The sequence below is a fragment of the Martelella limonii genome (assembly GCF_013344475.1).
Taxonomy (GTDB): Bacteria; Pseudomonadota; Alphaproteobacteria; order Rhizobiales; family Rhizobiaceae; genus Martelella; species Martelella limonii.
This window is the reverse complement of sequence record NZ_JABUOU010000010.1, coordinates 34,861-51,335: the sequence shown is the minus strand read 5'-3', so window position 1 is coordinate 51,335 and position 16,475 is coordinate 34,861. Positions and strand designations below refer to the sequence as shown.

The following is a 16,475-nucleotide window of genomic DNA, read 5'->3' as shown; positions in this document are numbered from 1 at the left end:
GATCGCATGACATGAACACACAAAGTCCGGGCCGGATCGACGCGGCCGACGCCGCCCTGATGCCGGATACAAGGCTCTATATCAATGGCGCCTGGGTCGAGGGGCCGTCCACCTTTTCAGTGACGAACCCGGCCAATGGCAAGCCGTTTGCGACCGTCTCCCATGCAGGCTCCGAAGACGCGATCAAAGCGCTCGATGCGGCGGCGAAGGCCCAGCCCCAATGGGCATCGGTCGCGCCGCGCGCCCGCGCGAAGCTGATGCACGCGGCCTACCGGCTGATGCTCGAGCGCGAGGAAGCCTTCACCAAGGTCATGACGCTTGAAAGCGGCAAGCCGCTGACGGAATCGCGCGCCGAATTCCTGCTTTCAGCGGATTTCCTGCTGTGGTTTGCCGAACAGAGCGCGCATATCCACGGCTCCTATTCCGACAGTTCCAATGGCGGTTTCCGGGTGGTGGTCAAGCACCAGCCGATCGGCCCCTGCCTGCTGATCACGCCGTGGAACTTCCCGCTGCTGATGATCGTGCGCAAGGCGGGCGCCGCCCTTGCCGCCGGCTGCACCACGATCACCAAGACCGCGCAGGAAACGCCGCTGACCGGCGCGCTGTTTACCCAGGTTCTGCACGATGCAGGCTTCCCGGCAGGCGTTGCCAACCTGCTGCATACCACCAGTTCATCCGGCGTGTCCGAGCCGCTCTTGAAGGACAAGCGGCTTCGCAAGGTATCCTTCACCGGCTCGACCCGCGTCGGCAGCCTCTTGATGGAACAGGGCGCGCGCAACATCTTGAGCTGTTCGATGGAGCTTGGCGGGGACGGCCCGTTCATCGTGCTTGACGATGCCGATATCGATCTCGCGGTCGAGCAGGCGATCATCTGCAAGTTCCGCAATGCCGGCCAGGCCTGCGTTGCCGCCAACCGGATCATCGTCGACAGCAAGGTCGAGGCCGAATTCACGGAGAAGTTCGTGGCCAAGGTCAAGGCGCTGACCGTCGGCGACGGCATGGGCGCCGTCGATGTCGGCCCGATGATCTCGGCAAAGCAGCGCGACCGGCTGAGCGAGACGCTGAAACAGTTGACCGATGCCGGCGGCACGCTTCTTGCCGGCGGGCATGCGGTCGAAGGCGACGGCTTCTTCTTCGAACCGACCGTGGTGCGCTATGAAGGCCGCAACGCGGTGATGTGCTCGAACGAGCTGTTTGCGCCGATCGCGACGATCTTCGCCATCGATGGACCGGAAGCAGCGCTGGCCTTTGCCAATGAAAGCGATTTCGGGCTCGCATCCTACGTATTCACGAAAAACCTCTCGCGTGCGCTCACCTTCGGGGAGAAACTCGAATTCGGCATGGTCGGCATCAATCGCGGCATCATGGCCGATCCCAAGGCGCCGTTCGGCGGCACCAAGGCATCGGGCGTCGGACGCGAGGCCGGACAGGATGGCATCTACGAGTTCATGGAAGCGAAATACATGGCGGTAACGGTTGATGAGGCGCTGATCTGATGGGCATGGAGAATGCGCTTGGGCTGGGCCTCGTGCGCCAGCCAAAAACGGTGCTGTTCGGCCCCGGCCAGCGGCGCCAGCTTGGCCGCTATGCCAAGGGCTTCGGCACGCGCGCGCTGGTGGTTACCGATGCGCGCATGGCAACCACGCCGGAGTTCGAGGCGCTGGCAAAAGACCTGCGTGACAGCGGGCTCGCCGTCACGGTCTTCGACCGGGCCGAGCCCGACCTGCCGCGCCGCAATGTCATGGACGTGGCGTCGATGGCCGGGGCGGTGGATGTCATCATCGGCGTCGGCGGCGGCTCCTGCATGGATCTCGCCAAGGCCTCTTCCGCCGTGCTGGCCCATGGCGGCGATGTGCGCGATTATTTCGGCGAATTCGCCGTGCCCGGCCCCTGCATTCCGGTGATCACCATCCCGACCACCGGCGGCACCGGCGCGGAAGTGACGAGCCTTGCCATCGTCTTCGACGAGGAGACCGGCATGAAGATGGCCGTGGCGGATGCCCATATCGAGCCGGCAATCGCCATCATCGATCCGGAACTGACGCTGACCTGCCCGAAGGGATTGACGGCGGCAACCGCTGCCGATGCGCTGTCGCACCTGGTCGAAGCCTACACCGCGCGCCCCAAGAACCCGACGCCGGAGCAGATCGCGACCCAGATCTATGTCGGCAAGAACCGCATCACCGACATGTTCTGCGAGAACGGGCTGAAGCTGATGAACCGTTCGCTGGAACGGGTCGTCGCAACGCCGTCCGACCTTGAAGCGCGCGCCGATGTGATGTTTGCCGCCTATTGCGCCGGCATGGCGATCAACACCACCGGCACGGCGGCCGCCCATGCGATCCAGAGCCCGATGGCCGCGATCGGCCACACGCCGCACGGCTTCGGCGTCGGCGCGCTTCTGCCTTATGTGATGCGGCTGAACCTGCCCTATGCCACGGCAGAATTTGCAGGCATTGCACAGGCGCTCGATGTTGCCGCACCGGGCAGTTCGCAGGAAGAACAGGCCCGCGCCGCAATCATCCGCATCGAGGCGCTGCTCGAAGCCACCGGAACGCCGCTGGAGCTGACGGCACTCGGCATTGATGAGAGCCATTTCGACAGGATCGCCGGATCGGCCATCAAGGCGAGCCGCCTCGTGCTCAACAATCCGGCGCCATTGACGGAAGAGGCCGTGCGCAAGGTGCTCGCCCGCGGCGTTGCCGGCGACAGAAGCTTCTGGGAATAGAAGCCTCGCTGGCGGCAGACGCCATGTGACGGCTCCCACCGCGAAAGGGTGGGTCAGTGAACTGGCCCAACCGGTATCGCCGACGGGCCCCGCTTCCCCCAAAGGGTCATCCTCGGGCTTGTCCCGAGGATCCAGGCAGACCGCCCTGCGCTTGAAGATTATCCATTGAATTCACAAGCGCGCGCATGCCCACCCACAGCCCCGCAGATCGGCTGAGGCCGACGACGGACCAAACGGCCCGCCTTAGTCCTCGCCGAGGATCGCCTTGTTGCGCTTCATGTATTCGGCGATCGCGAGTTCCCCTGCAAGGGTGATGTGATGCTCGCAGGCGGCAGCGGCGGCATCGCCGTCGCGGGTGACGGCAGCGGCCTCGATGATTGCCTCAAGCTCGGCAATCGACGGTTCGATGCGGCTTTCGTCGACAAAGGCGAAGCGGCGGAACATCGCGATGCGGGCATGCATGCTGGCGAGGTTTTCGGCGAGCACGAGATTGTCCGTACCCTCGGTCAACAGCGTGTAGAACTCGGCCTTGATCTGCTCGCGGCTTTCGACATTGCCCTTGCGATAGTCCTTGTCGAGGCGCTTCGAGAGGTTCTTGAGCTTGGCGCACTGGCTGTCCGTGGCATTCTGCGCGAAAAGCCGTCCGGCAAGGCCTTCGAGGGCTGCCCGGACGACATAGATCGAACGGATTTCCTTCTCGGTCAGCACGGTCACGATCGGGCCGAGATTGGGCACGACGCTGATCAGGTGCTCGGATTCGAGCTGGCGCAGCGCCTCGCGGATGACGGTGCGCGACACGCCATAAGCCTCGCAAAGCGCACTTTCGATCAGCCGCTGGCCGGGCACCAGCGCGCCTTCGAGAATATCCTCGCGGACAAGCCGCACGACCTGCTGGCGAAGCGGCGCCGCCTGGCGTGCGATGACTGTGGAACCTGCCATAAAACTCTCCGATACTGGTTCCGGACCGGGTCCGGCTGCCGGAAGGGACGCACCCCGCCCGAAAATGATCTGCCTCCCCGCAGGCAGGCCCAAAACGGGTCTAACAAGATTTCGCCGGGGATGCGAGGGACGGCCCGGCGTCTTTCGTCTTACCATCACTGATATGATATGACCGTAATACCGTCAATTGCCTAAGGTCTTGCAGACCGACAGACTTGCCTTTCATTGGCGCCACCTCTGTACATTAATACCGTATTACGGTATGACGCCTAACAGCTCCGGCGTCTGTCGGAACGGTGAAGCATACGGGAGGAAAAGAATGGCTGCGAGGCAACAAAAGACCCAAAATGCGGGTTGGCACAGGTTCAATATCGGCGGACTGGAATGCACCGCCCTCTGGGATGGCTACATCCATCACGGCTATGAAGGCATCTTTCCGAACGCGCCGCCCGAACGCATGGCCGCGCTGCAGCGGGAACACCTCCTGCCTGCCGATCACATTCCGATGGACCTCAACCCGGTCGTCGTCAATACCGGCGAAAAGCTGATCCTGATCGATGCCGGCATGGGCCAGACATCGGTGATGTTCGGTGACAAGATGGGCCGGCTTCAGGAAAACATGAAGGCCGCAGGCATCGATGCCGCGGATATCGACGTGGTGCTGATGACCCATCTTCACCCCGACCATTCCTTCGGCCTGCTTCTCCCGGATGGCAAACCGGCCTTTCCCAATGCCGCGCTTTATGTCTCGAAGACCGACTGGGACGAATGGACCGACAAGGAGAACCTTTCCCGCAATGATTTCCGCAAGGACTGGACGGCAGGCACGATCGAGGCGGTCGAACCTTACAGGGAGAGGCTGCATCTGTTCGAGATCGGCGACACCATCCTGCCAGGGGTAACCACGCTGTCTGCCGCAGGCCACAGCGCCGGCCAGACCGCCTTCCTGTTCGAAAGCGAGGGCGAGAAGGTGATCTTCACGGGCGATCTCGCCCATCACCAGATCTACGACCCCTACCATCCCGAATGGTTCTTCCACATGGATTACGACAGCGACCCCCAAATGGGCGCCGATGCCAAGGCCGCGATCTTCGCCAGGGTGGCCGACGAGAACATCCGCTATCACGGCTATCACTTTCCCTATCCGGGGCTTGGCCGCATGGTGCGGGCCGAGGACGGCACCTTCCGTTTCCACGCCGAGCCGGTCAATCCGCGCCTCCTTCCCTGAGAAATGAACATGTCCACCCATGAACAGAAATGCGCGATCGTCACCGGCGGCGGTCGCAATATCGGCCAGGCGATTGCGCTCAGACTGCAGCAGGACGGGTTTCGCGTTTTCGTGCTCGATGTCGCCGCCCCCGAGGCCGAAACGCTTCAGGCCGACGCGACCGAGGTTGATCTGCTCGACGCCGAGGCAGCGAAGGCGGCGGTCAACGCCATCGTCGGTCGCCATCCGATTGCCTGCCTCGTCAACAATGTCGGCATCGTCGCTCCGGCCCCGCTCGATGAGGTCCGGCTCGAAGATTTCGACCGGCTGATGAACCTCAATCTCAGGACATCGATCATCTGCGCCCAGGCGGTTGCGCCCGGCATGCGCGAGCACGGCTTCGGCCGGATCGTCTTCAACACCAGCCGCGTCACCAAGGGCAAACTCGACCGCACGCTCTACAGCGCCACCAAGGGCGCGGCGCAATCGATGGCGCGCACCTGGGCGCTGGAGCTTGGCAGCGCAGGCATCACCGTCAACTGCGTCGCCCCGGGGCCGATCGCGACCACCGCCTTCTGGCAGAACAACCCGCCCGGCGCGCCGAAGACCAAGGCGATCACCGATGCCATACCGGTCGGCCGCATGGGCACGCCGGAGGATGTCGCCAATGCGGTGAGCTTCTTCTGCGACGACCGCGCGGGCTTCGTCACCGGCCAGACGCTGTTCGTCTGCGGCGGCGTCACCGTCGGCTGATGCTGCTCCGGGCGACGCGATCCGCCGCCCGGCATGTCGTGTAAACAGAGCGCGGTTCCGCCTTTCCGTGAAAGCCGGAACCGCTGCTCTCGCTATCCGTTCCGGCCTGCGTCCTCGAGGATGAAATCGTGCTCGACGCGCCAGAACCAGCCCTCGCGCTCTGATGCGGCCATCTCATCCGGACTGTCGACCTTCTGAAAGGCTGCCATCAGACTTTCCTTCACCCCGAACACCGCATCGGAATGGATGTAGGGATCATCGGGATCGAAGATATGGGTGGTCAGCGTCTTGTAGCCCGCAGCCGACAGAATGTAGTGGAGATGGGCCGGACGATAGGGATGACGGCCGAGCGCGCCGAGAAGCTTGCCCACCGGCCCGTCATCGGGGATCGCGTAATATTTCGGCCGGACGCCCCAGAAGCGGTAGGTGCCATCCGGTCCGGTGCGAAACCGGCCGCGCAGGTTGAATTCCGGCTGTATGCCCTGCTGCTGGACGTCGTAGAACCCCTCGTCATTGGCCTGCCAGACATCGATCAGCACGTTCGGCAGCGGATTTCCGTCGAGATCGCGGATCGTGCCGCGCACCTCCATCTGCTCGCCCTTGCCATCAAGGCAGATATCCGCGCCCATCTCCATCAGCGGTGCATCGTCGACATGGAAGGGGCCGAGAACGGTCGATTCGCTCGCCCCCGATGGCTTGCGGTTGTTGATGGCATCGACGAGCATGGAGACGCCGAGAATATCGGACAGGAGAATATATTCCTGTCGCCATTCATTGCAGATCTGTCCCGTCGCCGTCAGGAACTGGATCGCCTTCATCCACTCCTCTTCCGTGGGTTCGATCTCCTTGACCGCCGCGTGGAGGTGGCGGGTGATCACCGCCATCACCTCGGCAAGGCGCTGGTCCGTGGCTTTCTGATTGCGGGCAATCACCACATCGGCGGATTCCGCCTCGGTGAAATATCCGCTTTCGCTTGTCTGGTCGTGCATGTCTCGGCCTTTCAGAATGTCTCGGGGCGGTCGCCATTGAGCGCCGCCGTCAGGATGCGTGTCATGTCGGCGGCATCGAAATCGCGGGGATTGTCGTAGCGGTCGGTTCCGGCGATCTCGGCAGCGCGGGGAATATCGGCCTCGGTAAAGCCGTAATCGGCCAGCCGGAGTGGCGCGCCGACAGATTGCGCGAAATCCCAGAGACCGCCGCCGAGATCATCGCCAAAGAGATCGGTTGCGGGAGCGAGCGCCGCGCGCGCCGCGCCGGCATTGAAGCCGGCCGTATGCGGCAGCAGGATTGCATGGGTTTCGGAATGGGGCAGGTTGAACGAGCCGCCGAGCACATGGCAGAGCTTGTGGTGAAGGCCCATGGCCGCCTGACCCAGCACGATCGCCGAGAGCCAGGCGCCGTAGAATGTCTGGCGCCGGCCCTCGAGGTCAGCTCCGTCCTTCATGATCAGCGGCAGGCCGCGATTGAGGGCCTCCAGTGCCGAAGCCGCCATCTGGGAGACGATCGGATTGCCATCCGGCGCATAAAGGGCTTCCACCGCATGGGCGGCGGCATTCAGCGCCGAGGTGACGGTGAGCGCCTTCGGCAGCGAAAGCGTCAGCGACACGTCATAGATCACGGTGTTCGGCCGGATCGCCGGATCGCGCCGCGTCGTCTTTCTGCCATCCTTGGTCTCGCCGAGAATGTCGGTCATTTCCGATCCGGCATAGGTGGTGGGGATCGCAAGATGCGGCATGCCGGTGCGGATCGCGATCGCCTTGCCGAGACCAATCGTGGAGCCGCCGCCGATCGAGACCACGCAATCGGCGCCAACCGATGTGGCGACGCCGAGCGCCTTTTCCGTCACATCCGTCGGCGTGTGCATCGCCGCCTCGCAGAAACGGCCGGCGGCAAGAGCGCCGAGATCGTCCACCATGCGTTCGGCTTCGGCACTCTGATGTTCCGTGGAGAGCACGAGCGCGGCCTTGCCGCCGAGCTTTTCCACCTCGTCGCGGGCGCGGGCGAGCGTGCCGGCGCCGAACAGCACGCGGGTCGGAATTCCCTTGAAGACGAAGTCATCATTGATGGTCATTGTATCTCTTTCAGCAGGTGATCAGGCATAGTTTTCGGCGGCGAGCTGACGGGTCGAAAGCAGGCCATCGATCGCGCGCTGGGCGCGCTCCAGCGCCTCGCGGTCGGATATGTCGCCGCGCAATGCGGCATGGATCTCGCGGCCGAGCACGGCCTCGATCCCGTGATATTCGGGCACGGCCGGGCGCGACCAGGTGCAGACCGAGTTGGATTTGAGCAGCCTTGCGACGACGCCCATGACCGGCGAGCTTGCCGCCGCTTCCGGGTCGGCTGCGACCGAAAAGCGCGGCGCCACCGGAAAGCCTTCCGAGACATGCTCCTTCATCACTTCCGGAGAACACATCCAGCTGATCGCATCGAAGGCGAGCGCCACGCGCTCTTCATCGAGATTGGACGGGATCATCAGATGGAAGCCGCCAACGGGGTTCGCGTGCATGCCGGCCCTGCCCTTCGGCTGTTCGAGATAGCGCATGCGCCGGGACACCACGGATTTGACGTGATATTCCATCAGGGCTGCATGCATCGACCAGCAATAGCCCATGACCGCCTTGCCGGTCAGAAGCGCGTCCACGCGGCGGTCCCAGTCCATGGTCAGAATGTTCGGCTCCGACACGCCGACGAGGCGGTGCATGTAGTCCAGCACCTCGAAGGCCTGATCGGTCAGCACCTGGCCGCGCAGCCTGTCGGAGACCAGATCATGCATCGGCATGTGGATGCGCCGGCGCGGCAGGTTGAGGCAGGCGGTGTTGCAGGAGCCGAGCAGAACCATGAAGGTGCTGGCGATCGGCATCCCCTTCGCCGCATTCCAGGCGACGCCATAAAGCCCCTCGGACGGGCGCTGCAGCGCCTTCGCCGCATCGATGACCTGGTCGAAGGTGCGCGGATAGGCATGGCCGGCGCGTTCGAAAATGTCCTGTCGCGCCAGGAACAGCTCGACCGTGGTGTAGATCGGCACGCCATATTGCGTGCCCTGCCAGGCGCCCGAATCCCACACCATCGGCGAGAAATCGAGCGGCTGGATCCGGCTTTCGGCAATCAGCGGATCGAGTGGGCGCACCAGACCGCGATCGACCAGATCGCCGACCCATGGCTTGTTGACGCAGATGACATCGAATTCGGAGCTCTTGCGGGCGCCGTTTTCGATGATCCGGTCGTAAAGTTGCGGCAGCGGCAACAGGTCGACATTCTGGATCGAGCCGATATTGGCGCGCAGATCCGCCCAGGTGTTGCGCAGCGCCTCGAAATAATTGTCCTTCCGGAACAGGAACCGCAATTCCTTGGCGCCGGAGGCGTGGTGGCTCTGCAGCCGCGGCGGCGGGATCACCACGCGCGAGAAGTTGGAGCCGCCGAAATAGAACTCGTCGACGTCCTCATCCGAGGTGATGGTGCCGAAGGTACGCCCGATCGTGGCCTTGACGCTGCGGCAGTAATCCATGAAGCGCTGCTGCAACTGCTCGCTCGGACGGACATAGAAGCTGCGGCCCGTGGCCGTGCGCGGATCGAGCACGATGTTTCCGTCCTCGATCATCTGGGTGACATGGCGCATGGCGGTGACGAACGGCACGCCGCCGCTTTCGGCAAGCGCGCTCTTGGTGATGTCGCGGCCGGTCAGATGCGCCTGCATCAGGGAAAGCGTCAGCTGGAAGACCGGGTCGCCCCTGCTGTCGGCCACGACCGTTCCGAACGGCCTGGTGAGGCTGTTCAGGAAATCGATGATGCGCAGCATCTCATATTCGGTCATTCCGCGGTCTCCTCCCAAAGACCGGCGTATCAGCCGGGTTGCGACGACGTATCCCTGATCCAGTCGACCAGCGCGAAGAAATCGCGCCCCTGCCAGCCTGCTTCCACCGCCGCCCGGTACTGTTTCAGGATAAGGGCGCTCACGTCCATATCAATCTTCTCGGTATGCGCCGCATCGAGGATCAGCGAGAAGTCCTTGACCATCTGGTCGAGCCTGAAGGCAGGCACGGTCGCATCCACCACCACGGTCTCGCGCTTGTAGCCGAGCAAAGGCGAGGCAACGGCGCTTTTCAGTATGACGTCCATCATGGCGGCGCGGTCAAGCCCGCCGCGCTCGCCGAGCAGGATCGCCTCGCCCAGCAGCGACGCAGCTCCGCCCACCAGCGTGTTCAGCACCAGCTTCATGAACCGCGCCTCATCGGCGGGACCGAGATAGAAGCGCTCGCCGGAGAAGCGGGCGATCAGCGGCTCCGCTTCCTCCCAGGCGCTGCGGTCGCCCGAGGCCAGCACGGTCAGGCCTGCTGCGGCGGCAATGGTGGTGCTGCCTGAAACCGGCGCGCGCAGATAACGAATGCCATGTGCCGATAACACCTCCGCCGCGCTGCGCGAGGCGTCCGGGCTGACGGTGCTGGTATCGATCAGGATCGTGCCACTTGCCATCGCCGGGGCCAGTGCCTTGATCACGCCCTGAAGGGCGTTGTCGTCCGGGATTGAGGTAAACACCAGTTCAGAGGCTTGTCCGACCGCCTCGATCGTATCGCCGACCTGCGCACCCGCGTGTTCCATGACGGCGACATTGACGGCATTGGTATCGAAGACGGTGAGGTCGTGGCCGGCCGCAAGCAGATGGCCCGCCATCGGCGCGCCCATTTTCCCCACACCGATCCAGCCGATTTTGGCAGACATGGCTTTCCTCCCAGGATTGATTTTCTCAGACCCTAGGACCTTGCCGAAATCGCGGGGCAAGCAGTTTCGACCATTCTGGAAAATTTTCGTCACAGCAGCTTCCAAACTTCGGCTGAACTCCTCACGGGCAGGGCTTTCGCATGCGATCATAATACTGTAATACCGGATTATGGCGCGGAGGGCGCGGATTATTTCATTGGGAGGAAAAGATATGAGGCTTGAAGGAAAAGTTGCGCTGGTGACCGGCGCCTCACGCGGGATCGGGCTCGGCATTGTCGAGCGGTTCCACGAGGAAGGCGCCATCGTCTATGCCGGGAGCACCAGCAATCCTGAGGGGGTTTATCCTGAAGGCGTTTCCGGCGTGAAGCTCGATGTGGCGAACGAAGACGACTGGACGTCGGTGGTGGGGCAGATCATCGCCGAGCACGGCAGGATCGACTGCCTGGTGAACAATGCCGGGATTGCCGTTTATGACGGGGTCGCGGACGGCTCGACCGAGAACTGGCGCAAGGTGCTGGGCGTCAACCAGGACGGCGTGTTCTTCGGCATGCGGGCGGTCATTCCGCACATGCAGGAGAAGAAATCCGGCTCGATCATCAATATCTCCTCGATCTGGGGCAAGGGCGCCGTGCCGGGGGCGCACGCCTATCACGCCTCCAAGGGTGCCGTGATCATGATGACCAAGAATGCCGCGATCACCTATGTCGGTGACGGCATCCGCGTCAATTCGGTGCATCCGGGCTTCATCGATACCCCGCTGACCCAGGCGCAGGCCCCGGAAATCAATGCCTATGTGATCGGCTTGACGCCGATGGGCCGGGCCGGCACGCCACGCGAGATCGCCAATGGCTGCCTGTTCCTGGCATCCGACGAGGCGAGTTTCATCACCGGTTCCGAACTCGTGATCGATGGCGGCTATCTGGCGCAGTAGCGCCGGAGGCAAAAATTTCCGGAATGGGAATCTTACGCCGCCGCAATGCCGGCGGCGTTGGCACATTCAGACCATCGCCATGGGCGGGAGGATCTGAATCATATTGACGTATGACCGTAATACCATAATATAGTATTCGTGATCACGAGCGGCCGACGGAGGAACGCGGCCGCGGGATCGATTGTCCGCTGATGCCAGACAGGCAAAGCGGGTGGCGATCCGTCCGGCCGGTTCGAGCCGGCCTGCAAACAAGGGAGAGGAACTGCAATGACCATTTTCAACGGCCTGAAGGGGCCTGCCTGCGCAACGGCGCTCGCTCTGCTTTCATTTGGCGCACCGATGGCGGCAAGCGCCCAGACGGCGGAAGAGCTGCTGCAATCGCGCCTCGGCACCACCGATGTCGGTCCGGTCTTCATCGAGACCTTCGACCGGGCAGCGCTTCCCGTCAGCGACGAGATGCGCGCCAAGGCGATCGAATGCTGGAAGAACAACCAGTGCGACACCGGCACCGGCGGCGAACTGACGGTCGCCTATGCCGATGGCTTCGGCGAGAATGTCTGGCGTGAAGTCACCAAGATGGAATTCATCATGCAGGCGCTCACCTATCCGGAAATCGGCAAGATTTCCTACACCTCGGCGCGCGGTGACGCCGCCAAGGCACTCTCGGATTTCCGCGCCTATATCGCCCAGGGCGTCGACGTGATCGTGACCTTTGCCGACCATGGCGAGGCGCTCGCGCCGTCGATCCGCGAAGCCACCGAATCCGGCATCACCGTCGTGCTCCATAACGGCACCGTCGCCGGCACGCCGGGCGAGGACTACGTCACCAATATCTCGGAAAACATCTGCGAGCTGGGCAAGGAATTCGTCAAGGCGATCCGCACCGGCAATCCCGATGCTGCCAATATCGCAGCGCTCGGCGGCACGCCCGGCAACCCGCTGTCTTCCACCTGGCAGGGCTGCGCCAAGGAAGAAGCCGCCGCAATCGGCGGTCTCGACATCGTTGCGACGGAAGACACAAACTGGACCCAGGAAGGCACGTTCTCGGCCGTTTCCGCGATCCTGTCGCGCTTCGACAATATCGACGGCTACATCTACGATTATGCCGACGGCTTCCGCGGCGGCGTGCGTGCCTATCAGTCGGCAAACAAGCCGCTCGACATCGTCGTGGCGCTACGCACCGACGAACAGGGTCTGTTCTGCGACATGAAGGCGGCCAACAATCCGAACTTCAAGATCTTCTACTCCTCCGGCCAGAACTACCAGGCACGCCTGGCGCTGACGGCGGCGATGATGTCGCTTGCGGGCGAGGACATCCCCGCCAATCTCGACGTGCCGTTCTCGATGAAGCAGGCCTCCGTCGACCAGTGCGACCCGACCCTGCCGGACGAGGTTTCGGTCTCGACCATGGTCGATCCTGACACGCTGCGCGCAATGTTCAACTGATTTCGCGCTACCGGCATGGCGGCGCGTCCGCCATGCCTCTTTTATCGGGAGGAGGGAAATTCATGTCCGAAATCGTTCTGGCGATGCGCGACGTCTCCAAGACCTATCCGGGCGTCAAGGCGCTGGATCGGTTCAGCTTTGATTGCCGCGCGGGCGAGGTTCACGCCATTCTCGGGGAAAACGGTTCAGGCAAGTCCACCCTGATGAAGATCGCCTCCGGCGCGATCGCCCAGAACGAGGGCACTGTCGAGATCGCGGGTCAGAAGCTCGACCGCGCCGATCCCCGCAAGGCGCTGACCTTCGGCCTTGCCACCGTCTACCAGGACGACAGCCTTGTGCGCGAACTGACGGTTGCCCAGAACCTTTATCTCGCAACTGCCCCAGGAACGGTCGCCTATGGCGACATGACCCGCTGGGCGGAGGAAAAGCTTGCGCCCTTCGGCCTTTCCATTTCCCCGAAAAGCCTGGTCGGCGATCTCACGCCCGCCCATCGCCAGTTCGTAGAGATCGTCAAGGCGCTGCTGTCGCGCCCGCGGGTGCTGCTCCTCGACGAGCCGACCTCCACGCTCGACCATGACGGCGTCGTGCATCTCAGCCGCATCGTGCGCGACCTCGCAAGCCAGGGCACCGGGATCGTCTATGTCAGCCATCGCCTGCCGGAAATCCTCGATCTCGCCGACCGGGTCACCATCCTGCGCGACGGCGTGCATGAGGGCACCTTCGAAGTAACCCCCGAAACCTCCGAGCACGAGCTGGTTTCGCGGATGATCGGCCGCGATGTCGAAAGCGAATATCCGGCGAAAACAGGCGCAAACGTGCATGAACCGGTACTGGTCGTTGAAGGGCTGAGCGGCGCCGGTTTCGACGACATTTCCTTCACCGCCCATCGCGGCGAAATCATCGGCTTTGCGGGTGCCGAGGGCAACGGCCAGCGCGAGGCGCTGCGCGCCATTGCCGGCCTCAACGCAAGCCATGCCGGAACCGTGACCTGTCTCGGGCGGCCCGTGGATGTGACCGAACCCCGCCATGCATTGAAATCCGGCGTGCTCTGCCTGTCGGCCGACCGCGCCGGCGAATCCATCTTCCCCGATCTCGGCGTGCGCAAGAACATGACGCTGCCGCGCCTCAAGGATTTCGTCCGCAACGGGCTGGTGTCGAAAGCCGAGGAACAGCGCCGGGCGGAAGACATGCGCGATGGCTTCGGCGTCGTCGCGGCAACGCTCGAGACCCCCATCAGCGGCCTTTCCGGCGGCAACCAGCAGAAGGCGGTGCTGGCGCGCTCATTCAGCGCCGAGGCCGACGCCGTGCTGATCGACGAGCCGACCCAAGGGGTGGATGCCGGCGCGCGCCATGACATCTATCAGGCCATCCGCTCCAATCTGAAGAACAGCGGCACGCTCGTCGTCAACTCCTCCGATGCGCAGGAACTGGCCGGCATTTGCGACCGGGTGCTGGTCTTTTCACGCGGGCGGATCGTCGCCGAGCTTTCGGGCGCCGACGTGACCGAGGAAAACATCGTCTCCGGCTTCCTGCGCGCGCGCGATGCCAAGCAGGCGAGCGAGGAAGCCCCGGGCGCGATCGCGCAGGTCTTCCGCACGCTGATTTCCGGCTCGAACATCTGGTGGGTGCCGCTTCTCTTTCTCGCCGCCCTCACCCTGATCGTCGGCACCTACGCGGCGATGGAAAGCAAGGTCTTCCTGCGCAGCGTCAATATCCGATACATCCTGCTTGCCACCGCACCGGCCGCCCTGGCTGCGATGGCGCAGCTCCACGTCCTGCTGGTGCGCGGGCTCGATGTTTCGGTGGGCTCGATGATGAGCGTCACCGTGGTCGCCGCCTCCTACATGATCGCATTCCAGATGCCGATCTCGACGCAGATCATCGGCGTAGGCGCCTGCCTTGCCATCGGCGTCGTTGTCGGGCTCGTGAATGGCAGCCTGATCCGCTTTGCCAATATCAACGCGGTGATCACCACCATCGCCATGCTCTCCGTGCTGCAGGGCGCTGCCCTTCTGGCGCGTCCGATCCCCGGCGGCATGATCTCGCAGGAGTTCACCGGGCTGATGAAGGAACGCATCGGCGTCCTGCCGGCCTCGATCTTCGTGCTGGTCGCCGTTGCCATCGCGCTCGACTACTGGCTGCACCGCACCCGCTCGGGGCTCGAGGCCAAGGCCGTGGGCTTCCGCGAGGTGGCGGCCCAGAGGAACGGCGTGCGGGTCAATCTCGTGCATATCCGCGCCTATGTGTTTGCGGCGCTGATGGCGACGGTGGCGGGCTTCTTCCTCGGTTCGGAAGTGGGCGTCGGCGCGCCGACAGTTGGCGCCAATTATGCCCTCACCTCGATCGCGGCGGCCGTGCTCGGCGGTGCGGCCCTTTCGGGCGGGCGCGGCTCGTTCGTCGGCGCACTCTGCGGCGCGCTGTTCTTCGCGCTGATGGTCAATGTGATCACCCTGCTCGGGCTCTCGACCGCTTTCGGCATCATCGCCGGCGGGGTCATGACGCTGCTTGCGATCTTCCTTTATTCGGGTCTCGGCGAGCTTGAGGCTCTGCTTCTTTCCGCCATGCGCCGGCGCCGGGTGATGACGCCGGGCGCCAGGAGGGCGGCGTGATGCCGGCCCGTATCTCCAACAGCGACGAGGGCAACATGACCGAGACAAGCGCCATCGCAACCTACACCCCCACCTCGCGGAAGGGCCGGGGCGGCAAGGGCCGCGTGCCGGTGATCCAGATGCAGTTCGCGGCCATCTGGATTGCGCTTGGCGTGCTCGTGGCACTGTGCGCGCTGTTCCTGCCCCGCAGCATTTCCGGCACCTCGATCACCAGCATACTGCCCTTCGCAAGCTTCCTCGCAATTGCGGCCATGGGGCAGGCGCTGGTGCTGATGGCGCGCGGCATCGACCTGTCGGTACCGGCAATCGTGACGCTCTCGAGCACGGTGCTGCTCGGCACTTCCGGCGGCGCGGACGGCTCTGCCGTCATCGGCACGGCGATGGCGCTCGCCTTTGCCATGTCCGTCGGCCTCGTCAATGGCATACTGGTTGCCTGGCTGAAGCTCAACGCGCTGATCGTGACGCTTGCAACCGGCGCCATCGTTGCCGGCCTCACGCTCTGGTATCGCGGCTCGCTGCCGGCCGAATCCGGCGTGCCGACCGTGCTTGCGGAATTCGGCGAAGCCCGCTTCCTCGGCCTCAACACCACGGTCTGGATCACCATCGCGCTGACCATCGTGCTGACTGTGCTGCTGCGGCGCACCCAGCTCGGCCGGCGGTTCGAAGCGGTGGGCGCCAATCCGCGCGCGGCCTATGCGACCGGCGTCGAGATCCGCCGCTACCAGGCGGGCGCCTTTGTCGCCGCCTCGCTGCTTTACGGCATTGTCGGCGTGCTGCTCTCAGCCTTCATCCGCAACCCGACGCTCGATGTCGGCAACCCCTATCTGCTGGCACCAATCGCCGCCGCCGTTCTGGGCGGCACGGCGATCTCCGGCGGCATCGGCTCGATGATTGCCGTGGCGGGGGCGGCCCTGTTCCTGACCCAGCTCGGCCAGGCGCTGAAGGTGCTGGGGCTCGAAACCTCGTGGCAGATGATGTTCCAGGGCGTCGCCATCGCGCTCGGCATGTTCCTCTCGGAAGTCCAGAGCAGAAAGCGCCGGGGCGGTTGAGGTAGCGCGGTCCTACCGGCACCCGGTCAATACCAGCAAAGTGGAAAGGGGCGCCGTGAGCGCCCCTTGGTTTGTTGAAAACCCTGTCCTTCAATTC

General features: G+C 63.8%; 13 protein-coding genes. 8 read left to right on the top strand and 5 right to left on the bottom strand.

All coding sequences use genetic code 11. From position 1 onward, the window contains the following. Window positions 1-11: 11 nt before the first annotated feature. Window positions 12-1,496: an NAD-dependent succinate-semialdehyde dehydrogenase gene (locus tag HPQ62_RS17765; protein WP_174803928.1), complete on the top strand. Its 1,485-nt coding sequence runs from the start codon at window positions 12-14 to the stop codon at window positions 1,494-1,496. Further along, window positions 1,496-2,728 (top strand): iron-containing alcohol dehydrogenase, encoded by a 1,233-nt coding sequence (locus HPQ62_RS17760; RefSeq protein ID WP_174803927.1) that lies wholly within the window; start codon window positions 1,496-1,498, stop codon window positions 2,726-2,728. The genes HPQ62_RS17765 and HPQ62_RS17760 overlap by 1 nt, the downstream gene beginning before the upstream one ends. Window positions 2,729-2,971: 243 nt before the next feature. Here the strand turns inward: HPQ62_RS17760 and HPQ62_RS17755 are convergent, their stop codons facing one another. After that, window positions 2,972-3,667, bottom strand: a complete 696-nt coding sequence (locus tag HPQ62_RS17755; RefSeq protein WP_174803926.1) for a GntR family transcriptional regulator — start codon at window positions 3,665-3,667, stop codon at window positions 2,972-2,974. 319 nt (window positions 3,668-3,986) lie between these two features. Between HPQ62_RS17755 and HPQ62_RS17750 the strand changes: the two genes are divergently transcribed. Both HPQ62_RS17750 and HPQ62_RS17745 read left to right on the top strand, forming a co-directional pair. Then, window positions 3,987-4,895 (top strand): MBL fold metallo-hydrolase, encoded by a 909-nt coding sequence (locus HPQ62_RS17750; RefSeq protein WP_174803925.1) that lies wholly within the window; start codon window positions 3,987-3,989, stop codon window positions 4,893-4,895. Between the two features lie 9 nt (window positions 4,896-4,904). Next, complete coding sequence (locus tag HPQ62_RS17745; RefSeq protein ID WP_174803924.1) at window positions 4,905-5,627, top strand: SDR family NAD(P)-dependent oxidoreductase; 723 nt, start codon at window positions 4,905-4,907, stop codon at window positions 5,625-5,627. 92 nt (window positions 5,628-5,719) lie between these two features. Here the strand turns inward: HPQ62_RS17745 and HPQ62_RS17740 are convergent, their stop codons facing one another. The 4 genes from HPQ62_RS17740 to HPQ62_RS17725 are packed head-to-tail and all read right to left on the bottom strand — an operon-like array spanning window position 5,720 to window position 10,343. Further along, window positions 5,720-6,616 (bottom strand): intradiol ring-cleavage dioxygenase, encoded by an 897-nt coding sequence (locus tag HPQ62_RS17740; protein WP_174803923.1) that lies wholly within the window; start codon window positions 6,614-6,616, stop codon window positions 5,720-5,722. A gap of 11 nt (window positions 6,617-6,627) precedes the next feature. Beyond that, window positions 6,628-7,698 carry a maleylacetate reductase gene (locus tag HPQ62_RS17735; protein WP_174803922.1) on the bottom strand — a complete coding sequence of 357 codons (1,071 nt, stop codon included), beginning with the start codon at window positions 7,696-7,698 and terminating at the stop codon, window positions 6,628-6,630. 21 nt (window positions 7,699-7,719) lie between these two features. After that, the gene (locus HPQ62_RS17730) at window positions 7,720-9,438 is read right to left on the bottom strand and encodes an extracellular solute-binding protein (protein ID WP_174803921.1); all 1,719 of its coding nucleotides are present in this window, start codon (window positions 9,436-9,438) and stop codon (window positions 7,720-7,722) included. A 29-nt stretch (window positions 9,439-9,467) separates the two neighbouring features. After that, window positions 9,468-10,343: an NAD(P)-dependent oxidoreductase gene (locus HPQ62_RS17725; protein ID WP_174803920.1), complete on the bottom strand. Its 876-nt coding sequence runs from the start codon at window positions 10,341-10,343 to the stop codon at window positions 9,468-9,470. Window positions 10,344-10,554: 211 nt separating this feature from the next. On the opposite strand from HPQ62_RS17725, the gene HPQ62_RS17720 reads away from it, so the two are divergent. The 4 genes from HPQ62_RS17720 to HPQ62_RS17705 all read left to right on the top strand — a co-directional run bounded on the left by HPQ62_RS17720 (window position 10,555) and on the right by HPQ62_RS17705 (window position 16,378). Then, a complete protein-coding gene (locus HPQ62_RS17720; RefSeq protein ID WP_174803919.1) occupies window positions 10,555-11,274 on the top strand; it encodes an SDR family NAD(P)-dependent oxidoreductase in 720 nt (239 codons plus the stop codon). Between the two features lie 267 nt (window positions 11,275-11,541). Next, window positions 11,542-12,720 (top strand): substrate-binding domain-containing protein, encoded by a 1,179-nt coding sequence (locus tag HPQ62_RS17715; RefSeq protein WP_174803918.1) that lies wholly within the window; start codon window positions 11,542-11,544, stop codon window positions 12,718-12,720. A gap of 62 nt (window positions 12,721-12,782) precedes the next feature. Next, a complete protein-coding gene (locus HPQ62_RS17710; protein WP_174803917.1) occupies window positions 12,783-15,329 on the top strand; it encodes an ATP-binding cassette domain-containing protein in 2,547 nt (848 codons plus the stop codon). Then, the gene (locus HPQ62_RS17705) at window positions 15,329-16,378 is read left to right on the top strand and encodes an ABC transporter permease (protein WP_174803916.1); all 1,050 of its coding nucleotides are present in this window, start codon (window positions 15,329-15,331) and stop codon (window positions 16,376-16,378) included. The genes HPQ62_RS17710 and HPQ62_RS17705 overlap by 1 nt, the downstream gene beginning before the upstream one ends. The last annotated feature ends 97 nt before the right edge of the window (window positions 16,379-16,475 follow it).

Bases quoted from the DNA above. Each gene is read 5' to 3' on its own strand.
- HPQ62_RS17765 (WP_174803928.1), top strand. From the start codon at position 12: ATGAACACACAAAGTCCGGGCCGGATCGACGCGGCCGACGCCGCCCTG.
- HPQ62_RS17760 (WP_174803927.1), top strand. From the start codon at position 1,496: ATGGGCATGGAGAATGCGCTTGGGCTGGGCCTCGTGCGCCAGCCAAAA.
- HPQ62_RS17755 (WP_174803926.1), bottom strand. From the start codon at position 3,667: ATGGCAGGTTCCACAGTCATCGCACGCCAGGCGGCGCCGCTTCGCCAG.
- HPQ62_RS17750 (WP_174803925.1), top strand. From the start codon at position 3,987: ATGGCTGCGAGGCAACAAAAGACCCAAAATGCGGGTTGGCACAGGTTC.
- HPQ62_RS17745 (WP_174803924.1), top strand. From the start codon at position 4,905: ATGTCCACCCATGAACAGAAATGCGCGATCGTCACCGGCGGCGGTCGC.
- HPQ62_RS17740 (WP_174803923.1), bottom strand. From the start codon at position 6,616: ATGCACGACCAGACAAGCGAAAGCGGATATTTCACCGAGGCGGAATCC.
- HPQ62_RS17735 (WP_174803922.1), bottom strand. From the start codon at position 7,698: ATGACCATCAATGATGACTTCGTCTTCAAGGGAATTCCGACCCGCGTG.
- HPQ62_RS17730 (WP_174803921.1), bottom strand. From the start codon at position 9,438: ATGACCGAATATGAGATGCTGCGCATCATCGATTTCCTGAACAGCCTC.
- HPQ62_RS17725 (WP_174803920.1), bottom strand. From the start codon at position 10,343: ATGTCTGCCAAAATCGGCTGGATCGGTGTGGGGAAAATGGGCGCGCCG.
- HPQ62_RS17720 (WP_174803919.1), top strand. From the start codon at position 10,555: ATGAGGCTTGAAGGAAAAGTTGCGCTGGTGACCGGCGCCTCACGCGGG.
- HPQ62_RS17715 (WP_174803918.1), top strand. From the start codon at position 11,542: ATGACCATTTTCAACGGCCTGAAGGGGCCTGCCTGCGCAACGGCGCTC.
- HPQ62_RS17710 (WP_174803917.1), top strand. From the start codon at position 12,783: ATGTCCGAAATCGTTCTGGCGATGCGCGACGTCTCCAAGACCTATCCG.
- HPQ62_RS17705 (WP_174803916.1), top strand. From the start codon at position 15,329: ATGCCGGCCCGTATCTCCAACAGCGACGAGGGCAACATGACCGAGACA.